Below are 18,276 nucleotides of genomic sequence, written 5' to 3'. Positions count from 1 at the left end.
ATCTTGAAGTACACCACCGCCATCACACCCGCTCCAGAAAAACTATCCACGTTAGCGACACATCGCTACCTCAACACACCCATGCAATTGACGTAGCCCGGAACTCGAATCTATTCCTTCATCAGCTCCACCACATAACCTCGAGTCATGTGTGACCAGTCGGGCCAGATGAAACTCAAAGACCACGTAGTCAAATTGATCATTGTCACCAACGCGGCGGCAATCGGCATCCCCAACCAGAGGCTCGGTCCTTTGCGCGCGGACACACCGCCAGCCAGCGCCAAGCAAACCAACAAACCCGCCGTGCGCAGGGCATGCATATCCTTGCAGAGACAAGCCACCTCAAGTCCCGCCTGACGTGCGCTGCGCCTGAGCCCGAATTCAGTGTAACGTTGAAAATCGAAAGGGGCGTCATGCAAGGGATAGAGAAATGGCATGCTGAGCCACGCGCGCCCACCGGGCTTGAGCACCCGACTGATTTCTCCCATCACCCGCTCGGGTTCAGCGACATGCTCCAGCACCTCGAGACACGTCACCGCATCGAAGCAGTGATCCACGAACGGCAAGCTGGCAGCATCGGCGAATACATGAGGCTGTGCGCCGTACAACACTTTGCCAGTAGCAGGATAATCCAGCGCCACATATTGCACCTCGGCTGGCACCAAGCTTTCCACCCAGCGATCCGCGGCCCCCACGTCAAGCAGCCTTCCAGATACTTGCTCGACGCCTCTCGGGCCATCTCGCCTGCCCAGCAGCCATTGCGGATGCAGCGGGGTACGAGCCAACAGCTTCGCCCATTGTCTGAGCATGTTATTCGCCTCCAGCGCATTCTTCAGTACCTATCACCTGCATCTAGCCCGTCAACCTCGCAGTCAGGGAAGCCGCTTGCGCATGCCATCACCATACCTTGGCCAAGCAAACTGTGCTGCATAAGTCCCGCATGAATCACGCAACATTCCACTCCCTCGAAAGGTGCGGCTTTCGATCAATGGAAGTTTCGTTATCCACGGTCAATGCATGCCTCGAGAATTTCTGCGTAACTTCGGCTTACTGGTAGCCAATCGAAGCACCGGATGATTTCTTTCCGGCATACCTCGACGCCGCGGAGATGAGTATCCCGGCGGACAAGAATATCCGCCACGGCTTCAGCCAACGCCTCGCTGTCATTAGGAGCAACGCGGATACATCCCGCACCCTCCGGCAGTACCTTCCGCGTCGCCGGCAAATCGGATACGACAACCGGGCAACCACAGCCGGCAGCTTCCAGACATACTAGGCCGAGCCCTTCCTGATCACCTGAGGATGCTTCTACAAAGGGAGCCACAAACACCGCTGCACGTTGATAGCGGGCTGGCAAGTCCCTCTGAGACAAGGCGCCAATGAAGTGAATCTTGTCTTGCAGGTCAAGGCCTTCCACCTGTGCCCGACGTTCCGTCTCTTCCGGGCCAAAGCCCACCACCGTCAGATGCGCAGAGGGAAACGTATCCAGGATTGACGGCATGGCGCCTATCAGATGGCGCAATCCCTTTTTCTCCACCAGCCTCCCCACGAAGAGAATTTCATCGCGGGATCGCTCCGTGGCGATGTCGGGAATGAACCGCGAGATCAAATCGACTCCCATGGGCTGGACGGCAACGGCATCCACATCTGCTCCGAGCCGTGCCAGTTCCTCGCGCATGGCTTCGCTGACCACGGTGGTCGATGCAGCCCGGCGAATGACAAATCGTTTGAGTGCGTTCAGTACCTTGCCTCGCAGGGCAAACAGATCGGCTCCGTGCGAGGTGACCAGGAAAGGTGGTGCCTGTCGGGACAGCTTGCCCAGCAGTGCGACGATCAGGCCCTGAGGAAGCAGCCAATGGGCATGAATCACATCAACTTTTCTGCTGCGCAACAAGCACCAGATTCGCCATGCCTGCGCCAGCACGAAGGTGGGCACCAAGAACATCTTCCAGCGGTTGCGGCGCAGGTTGTTGACGATGCCACCACCGTTGACGAGCGTTTCGAAGCGCCTGGGTGCATAGCGATATCGAATCACTTCGACACCATCAAGCATCTCGCGTTTCGCAGCACCGGGCGCGCTGGGCACCAGGGCGACGACATGGAATCGATCGGTGAGGCGCTTGGCCAACTCGTGAACGAACCCAGGCTCGGGGTCACCACTCCAACGAGGATAGGTCGACGCCAATACAACGAGCGTGGGTCGCTCGTGCATAATCGTGTCAGGCATCGCGTCGGTACATCAGTCCGGTGATCTGTTCGGATACCAGTCCGATCAGAAACACAATTACCGAGGCGCTCCACAGCAGCGTGCTCATGTTTGTCAGTCGGCCATCATGCATGAATGTCCACGCATAATTCGCACAGCCCAGCAGAAAGAACACCACGCTCGCCGGCACGAACAACTTCAGCGGCGAGTACAGCGTGGCGATCTTGAAGATGATCAGCAGGAAGCGCAGGCCGTCGCGTAGTGGCTTGATGTGGCTCTTGCCCACGCGCTGGGCGGCCTTGATGGGGATGTAGGCCACGGCGTAGGCGCTGCGGAAGAACGCCATGGTGCTGGTGGTGGGGTAGCTGAAACCGTTGGGCAGCAGGTGCAGGAATTCGCGGAACTTGTCCGCGCGTACGGCACGGAAGCCGGAGGTGAGATCGAGCACCGGATGGCCGGTCATGCGGGTGGCGAGCCAGTTGTACAAGGTGTTGGCCAGGCCGCGGCCGACGCCGGCCTGGCTGTCCCAGTCACGGGCGCCGACGACCATGTCGTAACCGCGGTTCAGCTGGTCGAGCAGGCGCTTGATGTCGGCGGGATCGTGCTGGCCGTCGCCGTCCATGAACACCAGGATGTCGCCGCTGGCGGCCCGGGCGCCGCGCTTGATCGCCGCGCCGTTGCCCATGGAGTACGGCGCGCTGAGGCAGGTGATGTCGTTGCCCTTGCAGATACTGCGGGTGTCGTCGGTGGAGCCGTCGTCGACCACGATGATTTCCGCATCGGGGTGGGCGGCGCGCAGCTGCGGCAGGAGGGCCGCCAGGGCGGGCGCTTCGTTCTTGGCAGGCAGGATGATGCTGAGGCGGTTCAACAGGTGGCTCCCCCGGATGACCCCGGGATCATAGCGTGAAGGGGGGATGGGGTCAGGCGGGAAGTTGGCAGCGCGGGGATCTCGGGGATTGGATCAAGAGCTTGACCCCCTCCTGCCCTCCCCCTGCTAGCAGGGGGAGGAACCGGTTCCGTAGCTGCGCGCCTTGCTCCCTCCTCTGCGAAAGCTGGGGAGGAACCGGGGCGCGGGGTGGTTCGCCTTGAGTAGAGGAAGATCGAGGGCTCGCGCACAGGGTGCGCTCCTGCGCAGGGTCACTGGGTTCGGGCGGGTGCGGCGGACGGTGTCCGCCCTACGGGAGACGGGAACAGCGTTCCTACGGTAGCAAGGTCATGCCCGCGTGTTTTGCGGCGCCACGGTCAAATGTCATGGTTCGTTCGCAGCCGGCGGACATCGCGGTGCAGGCGATCAGGCAATCGGCGAAATCCGCCTTGGAATCGCGGTACACGCGCACCGCTTTCCAGACGGTCGCGGCGCGCTCCACGCTCAATTCCTTGGTGCGCAACAGGGCTTCCAGCGCTTCCGTGAGCTGCGTGCGGTTCAGCCCGTACGCCGCACCAAGCACCCAGGCCAACTCGACCACGGATACGATCGAAATCCAGCCTGGATCTTCGACAGTCAGCGCATCGAGCAAGGCAGAGGCTTTGGCCGACTGTGCCGCATCATCCTGCATGATGTAGCGCACAAGGACGTTGGTATCCAGGCCGATCATTTGGCTGCCGCGCCCGCCGCTGCGATCGTTGCGTTCATCTGCTCGATCGACACCCGCTTGGCCGGTTTGCCGAACATGCCCTTCAGTGCGGTCACGGGGCGCGTGGCAGCCATGAATTCATACCTGCCCGGTTCGATTTCCACAAATTCCACCCGATCCCCGGCACGCACATGCATCGCCGCACGTACGGCGGCCGGGATCGTGATCTGGCCTTTGCTGGTGACGCTGGCGGTAGTCATGGTGATCTCCCGTTGTTTCCTTACATTAGTGTAAGGAATTTTTACTCCGGGAGCAAAGCTGCGCGCTTTGCTCCCTCCCCTGCAACAAGCAGGGGAGGGTTGGGGTGGGGTCGCTCTGCGCGGCAAGCGCAAAGTCAAGAGCCAACCCCCTCCTGCCCTCCCCCTGCAAGCAGGGGGAGGAATCGGTCCGGTGGCGTCGCCCAACCATGGGGGAGTGCAGCAGGTGTGCGTTTGTGCGCTGCGTCGAGCTATCCGGCGGTGACCCGCGGGGAATTGCATTCAGTGGGTGACCTGCGGGGCGGACTGCGGTAGATTCAACAACATACAGGGGCAAGGTCGAGCCGTTTATGTCATCTCAATTGCAACCGTCGCTTACGGGTCTGTCCGGCATGGCGCGCCGGCTGGTGTCCGAAGGCGTGATGGCGGAGGATGTGGTTCGCAAGGCCATGGCGGACAGCGGGCAGCAGAAGGCTGCGCTGGGTACCTGGTTGCTGGATCACGGCTTGGTCGACAGTTCGGAACTGACGCGGGTGGCGTCGGTGGAATTCGGCATGCCGATGATGGACGTGGCTTCGCTGAACCCGGCCACGATGCCGCTGGACCTGATCAGCGAGGCGCTGATCACCAAGCACCAGGCGCTGCCGCTGTTCCGGCGGGGCAAGCGCCTGTACGTGGGCATCGCCGACCCGATGCAGTCGCACGCGCTGGACGAGATCAAGTTCCACTCCAACTGCATGGTCGAGCCGATCCTGGTGGAGCGGAACTCGCTGCAGAAGGTAATCGAAAGCCTGCTGAACAACCTTCGCAACACCATGCCGGACATGGGTGGCGGCGACCTCGACGAGCTCGATATCGAGGCTGGTGACGGCGAGAACGAATCAAGCAGCGGCGTCGATGCCACCGGCAACGACGATGCACCGGTGGTGAAGTTCGTCAACAAGGTGCTGGTCGACGCGATCCGCCGGGGCGCCTCGGACATCCATTTCGAGCCGTTCGAAACGCAGTACCGGGTGCGCGTGCGCATGGATGGCATCCTCAGCACGGTGGCCAACCCGCCGATGAAGATGGCCAACCGCATCTCGTCGCGCATCAAGGTGATGTCGCAGCTGGATATCGCCGAGAAGCGCGTGCCGCAGGACGGCCGCATCAAGCTCAACCTGTCCAAGACCCGCGCGGTCGACTTCCGTGTCAGCGTGCTGCCCACGCTGTTCGGCGAGAAGATCGTGATGCGTATCCTGGACGGCTCCTCGGCCAAGATCGGCATCGAGAAGCTGGGCTACGAGCCGGATCAGCAGAAGCTCTACATCGACGCCATCCACAAGCCGTACGGCCTGGTGCTGGTCACCGGCCCCACCGGCTCGGGCAAGACGGTGTCGCTGTACACCGGCCTGAACATGCTCAATACGCCCGAACGCAACATTTCCACCGTGGAAGACCCGGTGGAAATCCGCGTGGAAGGCATCAACCAGGTGCAGCAGAACGTCAAGCGCGGCATGACCTTCGCCAGCGCGCTGCGCTCGTTCCTGCGCCAGGACCCGGACGTGATCATGGTCGGCGAAATCCGCGACCTGGAAACCGCCGAAATCGCCATCAAGGCCGCGCAGACCGGTCACATGGTGCTGTCCACCCTGCATACCAACGACGCGGCGCAGACGGTTTCGCGCCTGATGAACATGGGCATCGCCCCGTACAACATCACCTCGTCGGTCACCCTGATCATCGCCCAGCGCCTGGCGCGGCGCCTGCACGACTGCAAGAAGCCGATGGATCTGCCGCCGCAGGTGCTGCTGGCCGCCGGCTTCAGCCAGGCCGATATCGACGAGGGGATGACGATCTACGAGGCCGGCGGTTGCGACGGCTGCAATGACGGCTACAAGGGCCGCGTGGGCATTTACCAGGTGATGCCGATGCTGGAGGAGATCCAGAAGATCATCCTGCAGGGCGGCAACACCATGGAGATCGCGGCAGCGGCCAAGGCTGCCGGGGTGAACGACCTGCGCGCTTCGGCCCTGCTGAAGGTGAAGCAGGGCCTGACCAGCCTGATCGAGATCGACCGCGTGACCAAGGAATAAGCGGCGAACCGCGACCGCCGCCGCACCGAAGTTGCGTCCGGCGCCACGGTTTGGCGGGGCAAAAATGACATAAGCTTCACGAATATCTTGTTTGCCGCCCGCGGGGACGGCGCCGGGACTGGACCACTGGGGGAAGATGCGCATGGCCACGGCTACCGCAACGAATATCGACAAGGCGCGCGCGCTGGGCGCCCAACGTGCCGAAGTCAGCAAGCTGACCACCTACGAGTGGGTGGCGCTGGACAAGCGCGGCAAGCGCATGAAGGGGGACATGCCGGCGAAGAACGCCTCGCTGGTGAAGGCCGAACTGCGCCGCCAGGGCATGAATCCGCAGACGGTGCGCGAGCGCTCCAAGCCCCTGTTCGGTTCCTCCGGCAGCACGGTGAAGCCGGGCGACGTGGCCGTCTTCAGCCGCCAGATCGCCACCATGATGGCGTCCGGCGTGCCGATGGTGCAGGCCTTCGACATCATCGCCGATGGCCAGAAGAACGTCCGCTTCAAGAACATCCTGCTGGACGTGAAGCAGAACATCGAGGGTGGCGCGTCCCTGCATGAGGCGCTGGGCCGCTACCCGGTCCAGTTCGACGAGCTCTACTGCAACCTGGTCCATGCCGGCGAAGCCTCCGGCGTGCTGGACACCGTGCTGGACACCGTGGCGACCTACAAGGAACGCACCGAGGCGATCAAGAAGAAGATCAAGAAGGCACTGTTCTACCCCATGATGGTGCTGGCCGTCGTGTTCCTGGTCATGCTGATCATGCTGCTGTTCGTGGTGCCGGTGTTCTCCAAGACCTTCCAGGACGCCGGCGCCGACCTGCCCGCGCCGACCCAGGTGCTGGTGAACATGTCGGAGTTCATGCAGAGCTACTGGTGGCTGGTGATCGGCATCATCGTGGGCAGCATCGTGGCGATTGTCTTCGCCAAGAAGCGCTCGCTGAAGTTCGCCCACTTCCTGGACCGGCTGTCGCTGAAGCTGCCGGTGATGGGCAACATCGTGCGCAACTCGGCGATCGCCCGCTTCTCGCGCACGCTGGGCGTGACTTTCCGCGCCGGCGTGCCCCTGGTCGAGGCGCTGGAGGCCGTGTCGGGCGCCACCGGCAGCATCGTCTACGGCGACGCGGTCAGGCAGATGCGCGACGACATCTCGGTCGGCCACCAGCTGCAGCTGGCGATGAAGCAGACCGGCCTGTTCCCGAACATGGTGGTGCAGATGACCGCCATCGGCGAGGAATCCGGCGCACTGGACAACATGCTGTTCAAGGTGGCCGAGTTCTACGAGGAAGAAGTGGAGAACGCGGTCGACACCCTGTCCACCCTGCTCGAGCCGATCATCATGGTGGTGCTGGGCGGTATCGTGGGCGGCATGGTGGTGGCGCTGTACTTGCCGATCTTCAAGCTCGCCGGTACGGTCTGACCGAAGAGCCCCTCTCCCTTCGGGAGAGGGGCTGGGGAGAGGGTGCGGTTCAAGCGATGCGCCACAAACCGCCTCTGCCCACCAGAACGTTGACTACCGCAAAGTTGCTGCGCACCGCCAGCACCGACGCCGAACTCAAACTCTGGTATCACCTGCGCGCCAAACGCCTCGCCGGGCTCAAGTTCCGCCGTCAGCACCCCATCCCGCCGTATATCGCCGACTTCTTCTGCGAAGAACTCAGGCTGGTCGTCGAGATCGATGGTTCGCAACACGACGAGGAAACGGACAGCATCCGTACGCGTGCGCTGGAGCGACAAGGCCTCGTGGTGCTGAGATTCTGGGACAATCAGGTTTTGCAGGAAATCGAGGCGGTGCTTGAGGCGATTTTGAACTTCGCTAGGGGCCGCACCCTCTCCCCACCCCCTCTCCCGCAGGGAGAGGGGCCTTAAAAGCAAGGCTGACGCATGCCCGATCTTCCGTTCGCCCTCTGGATTGCCCTGGCCGCCGTGCTCGGCCTGCTGGTGGGCAGCTTTCTCAACGTGGTGATCCTGCGCCTGCCCGAGCGCATGGCTGCGGCCTGGCGCCACGAAGCCCGTGACGTGCTGAAGATCGAGGGCGACGCCGAACCCATGCCCCCGGGCATCGTGCGCGAGCCGTCACACTGCCCGCACTGCAAGCATCCGCTGTCGGCGCTGGACAACATCCCGCTGTTCGGCTGGCTGCTGCTGCGCGGACGCTGCCGCTATTGCCAGACGAAAATCTCGATCCAGTACCCGCTGGTGGAATTGCTCAGCGGCATCCTGAGCGCGGTGATCGTGTGGAAGTTCGGGCCCTCGTGGGCCGCGCTGGCGGGACTGGGGTTCACCTGGGTCTTGATCGCGGCAGCCGGCATCGACTTCCGCACTCAATTGCTGCCCGATCAGCTGACCTTGCCGCTGTTGTGGCTTGGTCTGTTGCTGTCGTTGCTGCCGATGTTCGTCAGCGCACCCAGCGCGATTCTTGCCGCGGCGATCGGCTACCTCAGCCTGTGGAGCGTGTACTGGGGATTCAAGCTGCTGACCGGCAAGGAAGGCATGGGTTACGGCGATTTCAAGCTGTTGGCGGCCCTGGGCGCGTGGATGGGCCCGGTCGCGCTGCTGCCGATCGTGCTGCTGTCCTCGCTGATCGGCGCGCTGGTGGGCGGCAGCCTGATCGCACTGCGCAAGCATGAGCGCGAGATCCCGATGCCGTTCGGCCCGTTCATCGCTGCCGCGGGCTGGGTCTGGTTCGTGGCCGGCCCGGATCTGCTGGACGGCTATCTGCATCTGACCGGCATGCGATGACCGGGCATCGAGCGGCGCTGGTGATCGGGCTCACCGGTGGCATCGCCGCCGGCAAGACCGCGGTGACGCGACGCTTCGAGGCGCTGGGCGTGCACGTGCATGATGCCGACGTGGCAGCCCGCGACGTGATCGAACCCGGCACGTCGGGCCTGGCCGAAGTGGTCGCGGCATTCGGGGCCGACGTGCTGGACGATGCCGGTCGCCTGGATCGCGCCGCCATGCGCCAGCGCGTCTTCGCCGACCCGGGCGCGCGCCGCACGCTGGAGGCCATCATCCATCCGCGCGTGCGGCAGTGGCTGCACGACCGCGCGATGGCCGAAGCGGGCCCTTATTGCCTGCTGGCCATTCCGCTGCTGGTCGAGAACATCGAACACTACCGCTGGATCGATCGCGTCCTGCTGGTCGATGCGCCCGAAGCGACCCAGCTTGCCCGCCTGACGGCGCGAGACGGCATTGACGAAACCCTGGCCCGTCGCATGCTGGCCAACCAGGCCGTGCGCGAAGAACGCCTCGCCATCGCCCACGACGTCATCGACAACAGCGGCGACGAAGCCGCCCTCGACCAGGCAGTTGTCCATCTGCACCAGCGCTATCTGGAACTGGCACGCCGCGTTTCCTGATGCGGCGGCAAACCGGCGGGCGGTGCCCGCGACCGCTACGTCACGGCCAGAACTCGCGGGTTCCCGCAACGCCCTGACCGCTGTTGGCGCGGGCCTGGGCGACGTGCGCCGGCGCCAGGCCGCCCAAGGCGTAGACGGGCAATGCCGCTGCTTCCGCCAGCGACTGGAAGCAGGTCCAACCCAGAGGCGGAATCTGCAGATGGGCAGGCGTGGCGGCGACCGGCGCCAGGGTGGCGAAATCCACACCCAGCTGCCCGGCCCGGGCCAGGTCAGCCGCGTCATGGCAGCTGGCACCGATCAACTGCGACGGCGGCAGGGGGCGCCCGCCAAGCGCCGCCACCTCGCGATTGCGCAGCTGCACGCCGATATCCAGCAGCTGCGCACCTTCGATGTCACCGTGCAGCAGCAGTTGCGAACCATGGCGGCGGGCCAGTGGCAGCAGCCCGGCAGCGAGTTCGCGCACCATCTCGCGCGGCCACAGCGGCAAGTGCAACTGCACCAGTTGCGCGCTGCGTTCGATCGCCTGGCCGATCCGCTCGAACCACGCGCCGGCCTGCTCCGGCGGCACGTCGACCGGGGTGATGGCGTAGCGGGAGGGCAGGCGCAACGCCTGCAGGATCGCGCGATCGGCCCGGGTCAGCATGGACGGATCGACCTGCTCCGGCGGCAGCCATTGCAAGGCCTGCCCTTCCAGCGACCGCGGCTCCCCTTCCCATTGCTCGGTCTGCCAGGTATCCAGCAGCAGCTCGCGATCGGGATAGTGGCAGGGCACGCGGATCAGCGGCTCCGCGCGCAGCAGGGTGACGCCGATCTCCTCGCGCAACTCCCGCGCCAGCGCCTCGAAGGGTGTCTCGTCCGCCTCCAGCTTGCCGCCGGGAAACTCCCACAGGCCGGCCAGATGCTTGCCCGGCGGTCGCTGCGCCAGCAGCACGCGACCCAGCGCATCGAGCATGACCGCGGCCATCACGTGCATGACCGGTTTCGGCTCGACCGGCATGGTAGTCAGTTGTTGCGCAGGTACTCGACCATGTCGAAATCGTAGGCATGGTCCGCATCGGCCTTGTGGTGCACGCGCGACACCTCGGTCCACTCGCTGAAATGCACGCCCGGGAAGAACGTGTCGGCGCCATCGACGGCGGCGCTGACCCAGGTCAGATACATGCGGCGCGCGCGCTGCAGGGCTTCGTGGAACACCATGCCGCCGCCGATCACCATCAGCCCGGTGTTGTCGCAGCGCGCCTGCGCCTCTTCGATGGAGCGTACCGTGATCTGCCCGGGAAACGGCGCCTCGTGGCAGCGGCTGAGCACCAGGTTGACCCGGTCCGGCAGTGCGCGGCCGATCGACAGCGCCGTGTTGTAGCCCATCAACACGTTCTTGCCGGTGGTCAGTTGCTTGAACCAGCGCAGGTCATCGGGCAGATGCCAGGGCAGCTGTCCCTTGCGGCCGATCGCGAAGTTTTCGTCGAGTGCAGCAATCAGCGAGATGGCCATGGAGAATCCTTGTAGGGCTGGTTCATGGGGGCGACCGGCATCCGGGGAAGATGCCGTCGAATCGCTCTGGATATTAACAGGCCGCGCCAGGGCTGCGACGACATTCCACCCTTCCAGGCCGGCCTCGGCAGGCTCCAGCCGCAGGCCTAGACCGCGACTTCGGCCTTGATCGCCGGGTGCGACCGGTAGCCTTCGATCGTGACGTCCTCGTAGCGGAAATCGAAGATCGAACCCACCGCCGGATTGAGCTTCAGCTGCGGCAACGGCAGCTCGTCGCGGCTCAGCTGCAGTCGCGCCTGTTCCAGGTGGTTGTTGTACAGATGCGCGTCACCCAGGGTGTGCACGAAATCGCCGACGCCCAACCCGCAGACCTGGGCCACCATGTGGGTCAGCAGCGCGTAACTGGCGATGTTGAACGGCACGCCCAGGAAGATGTCGCCGGAGCGCTGGTACAGCTGGCAGCTGAGCTTTCCATCCGCCACGTAGAACTGGAACATCGTGTGACAGGGCAGCAACGCCATCTTCGGCAGCTCGCCCACGTTCCAGGCGTTGACGATCAGCCGCCGCGAGTCCGGGTTGCGCCTGATCTCGTCGATCACCCAGGCGATCTGGTCGACCACGCCGCCGTCGGCCGTGCGCCAGGCGCGCCACTGTTCGCCGTAAACCGGACCGAGGTCGCCGTTCGGGTCGGCCCACTCGTCCCAGATCCGCACGCCATGTTCTTTCAGGTAACCGATGTTGGTGTCACCTCGCAGGAACCAGATCAGCTCGTGCACGATCGACTTCAGGTGCAGCTTCTTGGTGGTGACCAGCGGAAAGCCCCGGTTGAGATCGAAGCGCATCTGCCAGCCGAACACGCTGCGCGTGCCGGTGCCGGTGCGATCGGTCTTTTCGGTGCCATGGTCGAGAACGTGGCGAAGCAGGTCGAGGTAGGCGCGCATCCGCCGATTCTAGCCCGAGGGGCATGACAACGGTCACTGCCGCCGCGCGCCGACACGACATAGACTCGGGCTTTTCCAGCGAGGAGACGAGCATGGCCCAGTGGTTTTTCAGCTACGGCAAGAACACCGACCGGATCGGCCCGCTTGATGACGCCGCAGCACGGGAACAGGCCCGACGCCAACCCGACGGCTACTGCTGGAGCGAGGGCTTCACCGAGTGGAAGCCGATCCGCAGCGTGGCGGAATTCGGCGGCATGCCGCTGGCGCCACCGCCGATGCCGGCGTCGATGGGCGGCGGCCGCGCCGACGAGATCGACTACCGCATCGTCGGCACCGACATGCAGTTCGTCGAGATCGAGCTGGACCCGGGCGAAAGCGCGATCGCCGAGGCCGGCGCGCTGATGTACAAGGAAGCCGCCGTGCGGATGGACACCGTGTTCGGCGACGGCTCCAGCGGCGGCCAGAGCGGCGGCCTGATGGACAAGCTGCTGTCCGCCGGCAAGCGGGTGATCACCGGCGAAAGCCTGTTCACCACCGTGTTCACCCACACCGGCCAGGGCAAGGCGAAGGTCGCGTTCGCCGCGCCCTACCCCGGCACCGTGATGGCGATGAAGCTGTCCGACCACGGCGGCCGGCTGATCTGCCAGAAAGATGCGTTCCTGGCCGGCGCCCGCGGCGTGCAGCTGGGCATCTTCTTCCAGCGCAAGATCCTTACCGGCCTGTTCGGCGGCGAAGGCTTCATCATGCAGAAGCTTGAAGGCGACGGCTGGGTGTTCGTGCACGCCGGCGGCACCGTGGTGCAGCGCGAGCTGAAAGCCGGCGAACGGCTCGACGTGGATACCGGCTGCGTGGTCGCCTTCCACGACACGGTGAACATGGACGTCAGGCCGGTCGGCGGCATCAAGAGCATGCTGTTCGGCGGCGAAGGCGTGTTCCTCGCCACGCTCACCGGACCGGGCACGGTGTGGCTGCAATCGCTGCCGTTCTCGCGCATGGCCGGCCGCATGCTGGCCGCGGCACCGCAAGGCGGTGGCCAGCGCCGTGGCGAGGGCTCGATCCTCGGCGGACTGGGCGACATCCTGGGCGGCGACCGGAATTTCTGAGTGACTGCGTTCCGCAGGGCGGGCCGTGCCCGCCTTACGGAGCGGAAGCCAGCGGCAGCGTCGGCGCCCGGCGCGACATCGCGATCAGCCCCAGCCCGACGGCGATCAGCGGCAACGACTGCATCTGTCCCATCGTCACCCACGACGTGCCGAACAGGTAGCCGAGTTGCGCGTCGGGCACGCGCACGAATTCCACAGCGAAGCGGAAACAGCCGTATAGCAGCGCGAACAGGCCCGACACCAGGTAGCGCGGCCGCGGCTTCAGCGAAACCAGCCACAACACCGCGAACAGCACCACGCCCTCCAGCAGCATTTCGTACAACTGCGAAGGGTGCCGCGGCAGCCGGTCCGGCGCTTGGGGGAAGATCATCGCCCACGGCACGTCAGTCGGCTTGCCCCACAGCTCGCCATTGATGAAGTTGCCCAGACGACCCAGCCCCAGCCCGATCGGCACCAGCGGCGCCACGAAATCGATGGTGTCGAAGAAATGCAGTTTCTGCCGCCGCGACCACCACCAGCCCGCCGCCAGCACGCCGAGCAGGCCGCCGTGGAAGCTCATCCCGCCGTCCCACACCTTGAACAGGGTCAGCGGTGCGGTCCAGATCCAGTCGATGTCGGCATAGAACAGCATGTACCAGATGCGCCCGCCCGCGATCACGCCGAGCATGCCGTAGAACAGCAGATCCCCCAGCGCATCGCGGGTGACCGGAAGCCGTCCGCGCCGGCGCCGGTACTCGCCCAGCACGGCCACGAAAAAGAAGCCCAACAGATACATCAGGCCATACCAGTGCACCTGCACCGGGCCGAGATGAAACGCGACGGGATTGATATCGACGATGTAGGGCTGGGACATGACGGAGGCGTACTGGTAAAGAAAAGCAAGTGTAGCGGGCCGGCAGGGCGCAACGGACATCCACCGCCGCCACTTTTGACGCTGGCTCCGCGCGGGCTAGAATCCTCCACAGACAGCACCGCGCGCGTCGGGGAAACGGGAATCGCGCCGCTGTCGGGGAAGATCACGGCCCGACCATGCAAGCATGGTCGCATGGCCTGATTCATTGCACTCGGATCGCATCAAGGGGAAATCGATGTCCTGTCACTTCGCGCGGACACTGCTGTCCGCTACTTGCCTGCTATTGCCGCTCGCCGCCGTGGCGGCCGATGTGGTGCCCGCGGAGGACTTCGCGCGCCACGCACCACTGACGATGCCCAGCCTTTCCCCGGACGGAAAGCACTTCGCCGTCAACATGAACCTTGCCGACGGCGATTCGCACGCCCTGGTGGTTTATGACGTAGCCGACATGAGCAAGCCGATCAGCATGTTGCGCCTGCCCAAGTACGAACTGGCCGTCGACATCTCCTGGGTCAGCAACACGCGGTTGGTGGTGGAAAAGGGCAGACAACAGGGTTCGATTGACAAGCCAGTGGCAACCGGCGAGGTGATCGCCACCGACATCGACGGTAAGCACCAGGACTACCTGTACGGCCCCGAAAGCAACTACGGCACCCGCGCAGGCACGCGCGGCACCGACCGGGGCTGGGGTTTCGTGGCCGGCCTGCCGGAACTCGCCAACGGCAACTTCTTCATGACCACGTACAGCTGGGACAACCAGGATTACAGCACCCTGTACGATGTCGATGCCGGCAGGAACACCCGGCACCTGGTCGGCCAGATCAAGGTGGGCGGCCTGAGCTTCATGGTCGGGCCTGATGGCAAGGCTCACTATGCCTTCGGTCGCAACGACAACTGGGACTACGTCATCTATCACTCGCAAGGTGGCAACTGGACGCAGATGAATCCCAGCCAGGCTGGCGGGACTTTCACCCCGCTTTTCTTCACCCCGGACCGGCAGCGCATCTACGCCAGTCAGTCTGTCGACGGCGGCCCGGCATCACTGATCGAGCAGGACGAACTGGGTGGCAACCGCAAGGTCCTGGCCAGCGACAGCTTTGCCAGCATCGGCATCATGGAGATCACCCCTCATCCCTACCGGCCCTTCGCCACCACGCTGGCCACCGGTATACCCCAGCCCAACTATGTCGACCCCAACGCACCGATAGCCAAGCTCCATCGGGCACTCAGCCTGAAGTTTCCCGGGAGCTACGTGCACTTCGTCAACTTCAGCGAGGATGGCGGGAAGCTGCTGTTCTCCGTCAGCAGCGACCGTGACCCGGGCAGCTATTTCCTGATCGATACCAGGAACTACAAGGTCATCAAGCTGTTCTCAGCCGAGCCGTGGATCGATCCGGGCAAGATGGCCGAACGGCGCCCGCTGCATTTCAAGGCTCGCGACGGCATGGAGCTGGAAGCCATCCTCACCATCCCCAAGGGTGCCGACCTTGCAAAGCTGCCGATGGTGCTGATGCCTCATGGTGGTCCGATCGATGTGCAGGACGACTGGTTCTACGATGGCGACGCCCAGTTTCTGGCCAACCGCGGTTACCTCGTGCTGCAGGTGAATTACCGAGGTTCAAGCGGTCGCGGCGTGAACTTCCGGGACGCCGGATACCGCCAGTGGGGTACCGGAATCCAGCAGGATCTCATTGATGCCGTCAAATGGGCGATCGCCGAAAACTATGCCGATCCCCAGCGCGTCTGCGTCTACGGCGCCAGCTTCGGTGGCTACTCGGCACTGATGGCGCCCATTCGCGCGCCCGGCATGTTCAAGTGTGCGGTTGGCTACGCAGGCATCTATGACATGGGTCTGCGCTACAAGAAGGGTGACACGCAGGAAAGCAAGGCCGGTCGCAATGCCTTGCGCATCCAGATGGGCGACAACCCGGCCGAACTGGCTGCCAACTCACCGGTGAACCTGGCCGGCAAGATCGACGTTCCCGTGTTCCTGATCCACGGAGAAGACGACCAGCGGGCGCCATTTGCCCATGCCAAGGCGATGCGGGCTGCGCTCGAAGCCGCCCACAAGCCATACGAATGGCTGAGCAAGCCGGGAGAAGGCCACGGGTTCTACGACGAGAAGAACAACGTCGAGCTCTATACGAAGCTGCAGGCGTTCCTTGAAAAGAACATTGGCCCAGGCGTGACGACCACGCATTGACTTGTGTCGGACGAACCCGTCCAGTAGTGGAGAAGATCGTGACCATTCACCGTTTTGTTCGACTGACCACGCTTGCCCTGTTGTATTTCTGGACGCAGATGTCCGTCCAGGCTGCAGAGATACCGTACAAGGATTTCGCCCGGCATCCATCGCTGACGAACCCGGTGATCTCTCCCGATGGCAGGCATCTCGCCGTCTCGCTGCACAATGAGGATGGCAGCTACCAGCTCGGCGTGCTTACGTTACCGGACTTGAAACCGGTCAGCCGCCTGAACATGGCTGCGCGAACCCTGCCCATCGATATCACCTGGGTCAGCAATACCCGACTGGTGATGGGCCTGGGCGAAGAGAACGGCACGCTCGAGGCACCCCAGGGTACCGGTGAGGTGGTCGCGGTCGACTTCGATGGCTCGCACAAACGCGTGCTCTACAGCTGGCGCGTGCGCGATACCAAGGGCGCCAACATGAACGTCCTGGGGATGGTCCGGGGTGCTGGCTTCATCGCCGGCACGCCGCACCAGCTAAACGGTCACGTCTACATCAGTGTCAGCCCGTTTCGCACCCACGCCAGCAGCGGAACACGCGACAGCGGACAGTCACTGATCTACGACGTCGAGACGACCAGTGGCTACCCACGCCTGATGGGAGAGATCGACGAAGCCGGGATGACGTTTGTGTTGCACGACGACGTGGCGCGCTTTGCGTACGGCAGCAATCAGGATGATCCATATCGCATCGATGTCTACAGTCGCGAAAATGCCGAGGCCCCATGGAAGCTGCTGCCGGGCAACGTCACCGGCAAACGGCTGGTGCCGATGCACATCAGTGCCGATGGCAAGCATCTCTATTCGTTGTACAGCGCCAACGGCGGTCCCGACCAGCTGGTGATAAGCAATCTCGACGGCAGCGACCGCAAGGTGCTTGCCAGCGATGACTTCGCGTCCGTCAGCGATGTGCTCTGGACGCCATATCCCTACCAGCCTTATGCCGTGGTATTTGATACCGGGAAGCCTCACATCAAGTACCTTGATGAGGGCGTCTTTGCACAGATCAGCGCAGCGCTGGCCCAGAAGTTTCCCGATGAGTTCCTCACGGTGGCCAACGCCAGCCAGGACGGCATGCAACTGATCATCGGCGCACGCAGTGATCGTGACCCGGGAACCTATGCCCTGTTCGATCGCGCCACGATGAACCTCAAGCCACTGTTCCGCAGCCTGCCTTGGATCGACCCGCAACAAATGGTGGCCCGCAAGCCCATCACGTTTACGGCCAGCGACGGCACTCAACTGGCCGGCTTCCTGACCATGCCGTCAAACAGTGCCGGCAAACCCGTACCGCTGGTACTGCTGCCACATGGCGGACCGATCGGTGTGGCCGATTCGTGGAGCTACGACCCCTGGTCCCAGTTCCTGGCCAATCGCGGCTATGGCGTATTGCAGGTCAATTATCGGGGCTCGGGTGGTCGCGGCACCAACTTCGAACACTCGGGTTACAAGCAATTCGGCACCGGCATCCAGCAGGATCTGATCGACGGCGTGAAGTGGGCCATCCAGCAGGGCTACGCCGATGCCGGGCGCGTATGCATCTTCGGCGCCAGCTTCGGCGGGTACTCCTCGCTGATGGCACCGATCCGCGCGCCGGGCATGTTCAAGTGCGCGGTGGATTATGCCGGCGTTTCCGACTACGCGATCGAACTGCACCGCAGCGACACCCGGCGCTCTGCGGGTGGCCGAAACTATTTCGTCCAGGCAATCGGCACGGACGACGCCACGATTCGCGAGATCTCACCGATCTACCACCTGGACAAATTCACTATCCCGGTGCTGATCATTCATGGCAAGGACGACCCGCGGGTCCCTTACGAGAACGCAACCGAATTGCGCTCGGCGCTGGACAAGGCTGGAAAGCCGTATGAGTGGCTGGTGCGCGACAAGGAACAGCACGGCTTCTACAGCGAAGAGAACAATCTTGCGTTCTACGAGACTCTGCAGGCGTTCCTTGACAAGCACATCGGCAAGGACGTGCACTGAGAGACATCATCCTCCCACTGGCTTGCTGCAACGTCGACGATCCGCCGCCCTTCCTGTGCCCAAGGCTGGTGGACGGGCGGCCGGCGCAGCTGATTGCAGGCCAGCTGACAGTGCAGGTCGAATCCCGCTCTGTTTCCAAGCGCAACGGAAGCCGTCGCTACAATTGCCCTGACACCTTGTTGCGGCG

The 18,276-nt window shown here is 63.7% G+C and carries 17 protein-coding genes; 8 read left to right on the top strand and 9 right to left on the bottom strand.

Going from position 1 to position 18,276, the window contains the following annotated elements; all coding sequences use genetic code 11:
• Nucleotides 1-110: 110 nt before the first annotated feature.
• The 5 genes from ABNK63_RS04420 to ABNK63_RS04400 form a co-directional block, all read right to left on the bottom strand.
• Entirely contained in the window at nt 111-809 is a 699-nt protein-coding gene (locus ABNK63_RS04420; protein ID WP_350016802.1) for a class I SAM-dependent methyltransferase, read from the bottom strand.
• A gap of 191 nt (nt 810-1,000) precedes the next feature.
• Nucleotides 1,001-2,227 carry a glycosyltransferase gene (locus ABNK63_RS04415; RefSeq protein ID WP_350016801.1) on the bottom strand — a complete coding sequence of 409 codons (1,227 nt, stop codon included), beginning with the start codon at nt 2,225-2,227 and terminating at the stop codon, nt 1,001-1,003.
• Nucleotides 2,220-3,074 (bottom strand): glycosyltransferase family 2 protein, encoded by an 855-nt coding sequence (locus ABNK63_RS04410; protein ID WP_350016800.1) that lies wholly within the window; start codon nt 3,072-3,074, stop codon nt 2,220-2,222. The genes ABNK63_RS04415 and ABNK63_RS04410 overlap by 8 nt, the downstream gene beginning before the upstream one ends.
• A 331-nt stretch (nt 3,075-3,405) precedes the next feature.
• Complete coding sequence (locus tag ABNK63_RS04405; protein WP_007809533.1) at nt 3,406-3,801, bottom strand: type II toxin-antitoxin system VapC family toxin; 396 nt, start codon at nt 3,799-3,801, stop codon at nt 3,406-3,408.
• Nucleotides 3,798-4,040 (bottom strand): AbrB/MazE/SpoVT family DNA-binding domain-containing protein, encoded by a 243-nt coding sequence (locus ABNK63_RS04400; RefSeq protein ID WP_007809534.1) that lies wholly within the window; start codon nt 4,038-4,040, stop codon nt 3,798-3,800. Before ABNK63_RS04400 ends, ABNK63_RS04405 begins: the two co-directional genes overlap by 4 nt.
• Before the next feature lie 347 nt (nt 4,041-4,387).
• Here ABNK63_RS04400 and pilB point away from each other — a divergent pair, with 347 nt between their 5' ends.
• The 5 genes from pilB (at nt 4,388) to coaE (ending at nt 9,468) form a co-directional block, all read left to right on the top strand.
• Nucleotides 4,388-6,112 carry a type IV-A pilus assembly ATPase PilB gene (gene pilB, locus ABNK63_RS04395; protein WP_350016799.1) on the top strand — a complete coding sequence of 575 codons (1,725 nt, stop codon included), beginning with the start codon at nt 4,388-4,390 and terminating at the stop codon, nt 6,110-6,112.
• Between the two features lie 142 nt (nt 6,113-6,254).
• Nucleotides 6,255-7,526 (top strand): type II secretion system F family protein, encoded by a 1,272-nt coding sequence (locus ABNK63_RS04390; protein WP_007809536.1) that lies wholly within the window; start codon nt 6,255-6,257, stop codon nt 7,524-7,526.
• A 56-nt stretch (nt 7,527-7,582) separates the two neighbouring features.
• On the top strand, nt 7,583-7,975 hold the full coding sequence (locus tag ABNK63_RS04385; RefSeq protein ID WP_007809537.1) for an endonuclease domain-containing protein: 393 nt from the start codon (nt 7,583-7,585) through the stop codon (nt 7,973-7,975).
• Nucleotides 7,976-7,990: 15 nt separating this feature from the next.
• Entirely contained in the window at nt 7,991-8,848 is an 858-nt protein-coding gene (locus ABNK63_RS04380; protein WP_007809538.1) for an A24 family peptidase, read from the top strand.
• Nucleotides 8,845-9,468, top strand: coding sequence for a dephospho-CoA kinase (gene coaE, locus ABNK63_RS04375; RefSeq protein WP_350016798.1), 624 nt, complete (start codon nt 8,845-8,847; stop codon nt 9,466-9,468). The genes ABNK63_RS04380 and coaE overlap by 4 nt, the downstream gene beginning before the upstream one ends.
• Before the next feature lie 40 nt (nt 9,469-9,508).
• Here the strand turns inward: coaE and ABNK63_RS04370 are convergent, their stop codons facing one another.
• The 3 genes from ABNK63_RS04370 to ABNK63_RS04360 all read right to left on the bottom strand — a co-directional run bounded on the left by ABNK63_RS04370 (nt 9,509) and on the right by ABNK63_RS04360 (nt 11,900).
• Nucleotides 9,509-10,441, bottom strand: a complete 933-nt coding sequence (locus ABNK63_RS04370; RefSeq protein WP_007809540.1) for a Nudix family hydrolase — start codon at nt 10,439-10,441, stop codon at nt 9,509-9,511.
• 29 nt (nt 10,442-10,470) lie between these two features.
• Nucleotides 10,471-10,959 (bottom strand): dihydrofolate reductase, encoded by a 489-nt coding sequence (locus tag ABNK63_RS04365; RefSeq protein ID WP_350016797.1) that lies wholly within the window; start codon nt 10,957-10,959, stop codon nt 10,471-10,473.
• Between the two features lie 146 nt (nt 10,960-11,105).
• Nucleotides 11,106-11,900: a thymidylate synthase gene (locus ABNK63_RS04360; protein ID WP_007809544.1), complete on the bottom strand. Its 795-nt coding sequence runs from the start codon at nt 11,898-11,900 to the stop codon at nt 11,106-11,108.
• A gap of 92 nt (nt 11,901-11,992) precedes the next feature.
• On the opposite strand from ABNK63_RS04360, the gene ABNK63_RS04355 reads away from it, so the two are divergent.
• Complete coding sequence (locus tag ABNK63_RS04355) at nt 11,993-13,003, top strand: TIGR00266 family protein (RefSeq protein ID WP_007809546.1); 1,011 nt, start codon at nt 11,993-11,995, stop codon at nt 13,001-13,003.
• A gap of 34 nt (nt 13,004-13,037) precedes the next feature.
• Here the strand turns inward: ABNK63_RS04355 and lgt are convergent, their stop codons facing one another.
• Nucleotides 13,038-13,856 (bottom strand): prolipoprotein diacylglyceryl transferase, encoded by an 819-nt coding sequence (gene lgt, locus ABNK63_RS04350; RefSeq protein WP_007809548.1) that lies wholly within the window; start codon nt 13,854-13,856, stop codon nt 13,038-13,040.
• A 235-nt stretch (nt 13,857-14,091) separates the two neighbouring features.
• Here lgt and ABNK63_RS04345 point away from each other — a divergent pair, with 235 nt between their 5' ends.
• Nucleotides 14,092-16,059 carry a S9 family peptidase gene (locus ABNK63_RS04345; protein WP_050981464.1) on the top strand — a complete coding sequence of 656 codons (1,968 nt, stop codon included), beginning with the start codon at nt 14,092-14,094 and terminating at the stop codon, nt 16,057-16,059.
• Between the two features lie 38 nt (nt 16,060-16,097).
• Nucleotides 16,098-18,089, top strand: coding sequence for a prolyl oligopeptidase family serine peptidase (locus ABNK63_RS04340; protein WP_350016796.1), 1,992 nt, complete (start codon nt 16,098-16,100; stop codon nt 18,087-18,089).
• The last annotated feature ends 187 nt before the right edge of the window (nt 18,090-18,276 follow it).

It is taken from the genome of Rhodanobacter sp. IGA1.0, from assembly GCF_040208325.1.
Lineage (GTDB): Bacteria > Pseudomonadota > Gammaproteobacteria > Xanthomonadales > Rhodanobacteraceae > Rhodanobacter > Rhodanobacter spathiphylli.
The sequence above is the reverse complement of the archived record's forward strand: the minus strand, read 5'-3'. Positions and strand labels throughout refer to the sequence as shown.

Coding starts and splice junctions, on each gene's coding strand:
- ABNK63_RS04420 (WP_350016802.1), bottom strand. CDS start 809: ATGCTCAGACAATGGGCGAAGCTGTTGGCTCGTACCCCGCTGCATCCG.
- ABNK63_RS04415 (WP_350016801.1), bottom strand. CDS start 2,227: ATGCCTGACACGATTATGCACGAGCGACCCACGCTCGTTGTATTGGCG.
- ABNK63_RS04405 (WP_007809533.1), bottom strand. CDS start 3,801: ATGATCGGCCTGGATACCAACGTCCTTGTGCGCTACATCATGCAGGAT.
- ABNK63_RS04400 (WP_007809534.1), bottom strand. CDS start 4,040: ATGACTACCGCCAGCGTCACCAGCAAAGGCCAGATCACGATCCCGGCC.
- pilB (WP_350016799.1), top strand. CDS start 4,388: ATGTCATCTCAATTGCAACCGTCGCTTACGGGTCTGTCCGGCATGGCG.
- ABNK63_RS04390 (WP_007809536.1), top strand. CDS start 6,255: ATGGCCACGGCTACCGCAACGAATATCGACAAGGCGCGCGCGCTGGGC.
- ABNK63_RS04385 (WP_007809537.1), top strand. CDS start 7,583: ATGCGCCACAAACCGCCTCTGCCCACCAGAACGTTGACTACCGCAAAG.
- ABNK63_RS04380 (WP_007809538.1), top strand. CDS start 7,991: ATGCCCGATCTTCCGTTCGCCCTCTGGATTGCCCTGGCCGCCGTGCTC.
- coaE (WP_350016798.1), top strand. CDS start 8,845: ATGACCGGGCATCGAGCGGCGCTGGTGATCGGGCTCACCGGTGGCATC.
- ABNK63_RS04370 (WP_007809540.1), bottom strand. CDS start 10,441: ATGCACGTGATGGCCGCGGTCATGCTCGATGCGCTGGGTCGCGTGCTG.
- ABNK63_RS04365 (WP_350016797.1), bottom strand. CDS start 10,959: ATGGCCATCTCGCTGATTGCTGCACTCGACGAAAACTTCGCGATCGGC.
- ABNK63_RS04360 (WP_007809544.1), bottom strand. CDS start 11,900: ATGCGCGCCTACCTCGACCTGCTTCGCCACGTTCTCGACCATGGCACC.
- ABNK63_RS04355 (WP_007809546.1), top strand. CDS start 11,993: ATGGCCCAGTGGTTTTTCAGCTACGGCAAGAACACCGACCGGATCGGC.
- lgt (WP_007809548.1), bottom strand. CDS start 13,856: ATGTCCCAGCCCTACATCGTCGATATCAATCCCGTCGCGTTTCATCTC.
- ABNK63_RS04345 (WP_050981464.1), top strand. CDS start 14,092: ATGTCCTGTCACTTCGCGCGGACACTGCTGTCCGCTACTTGCCTGCTA.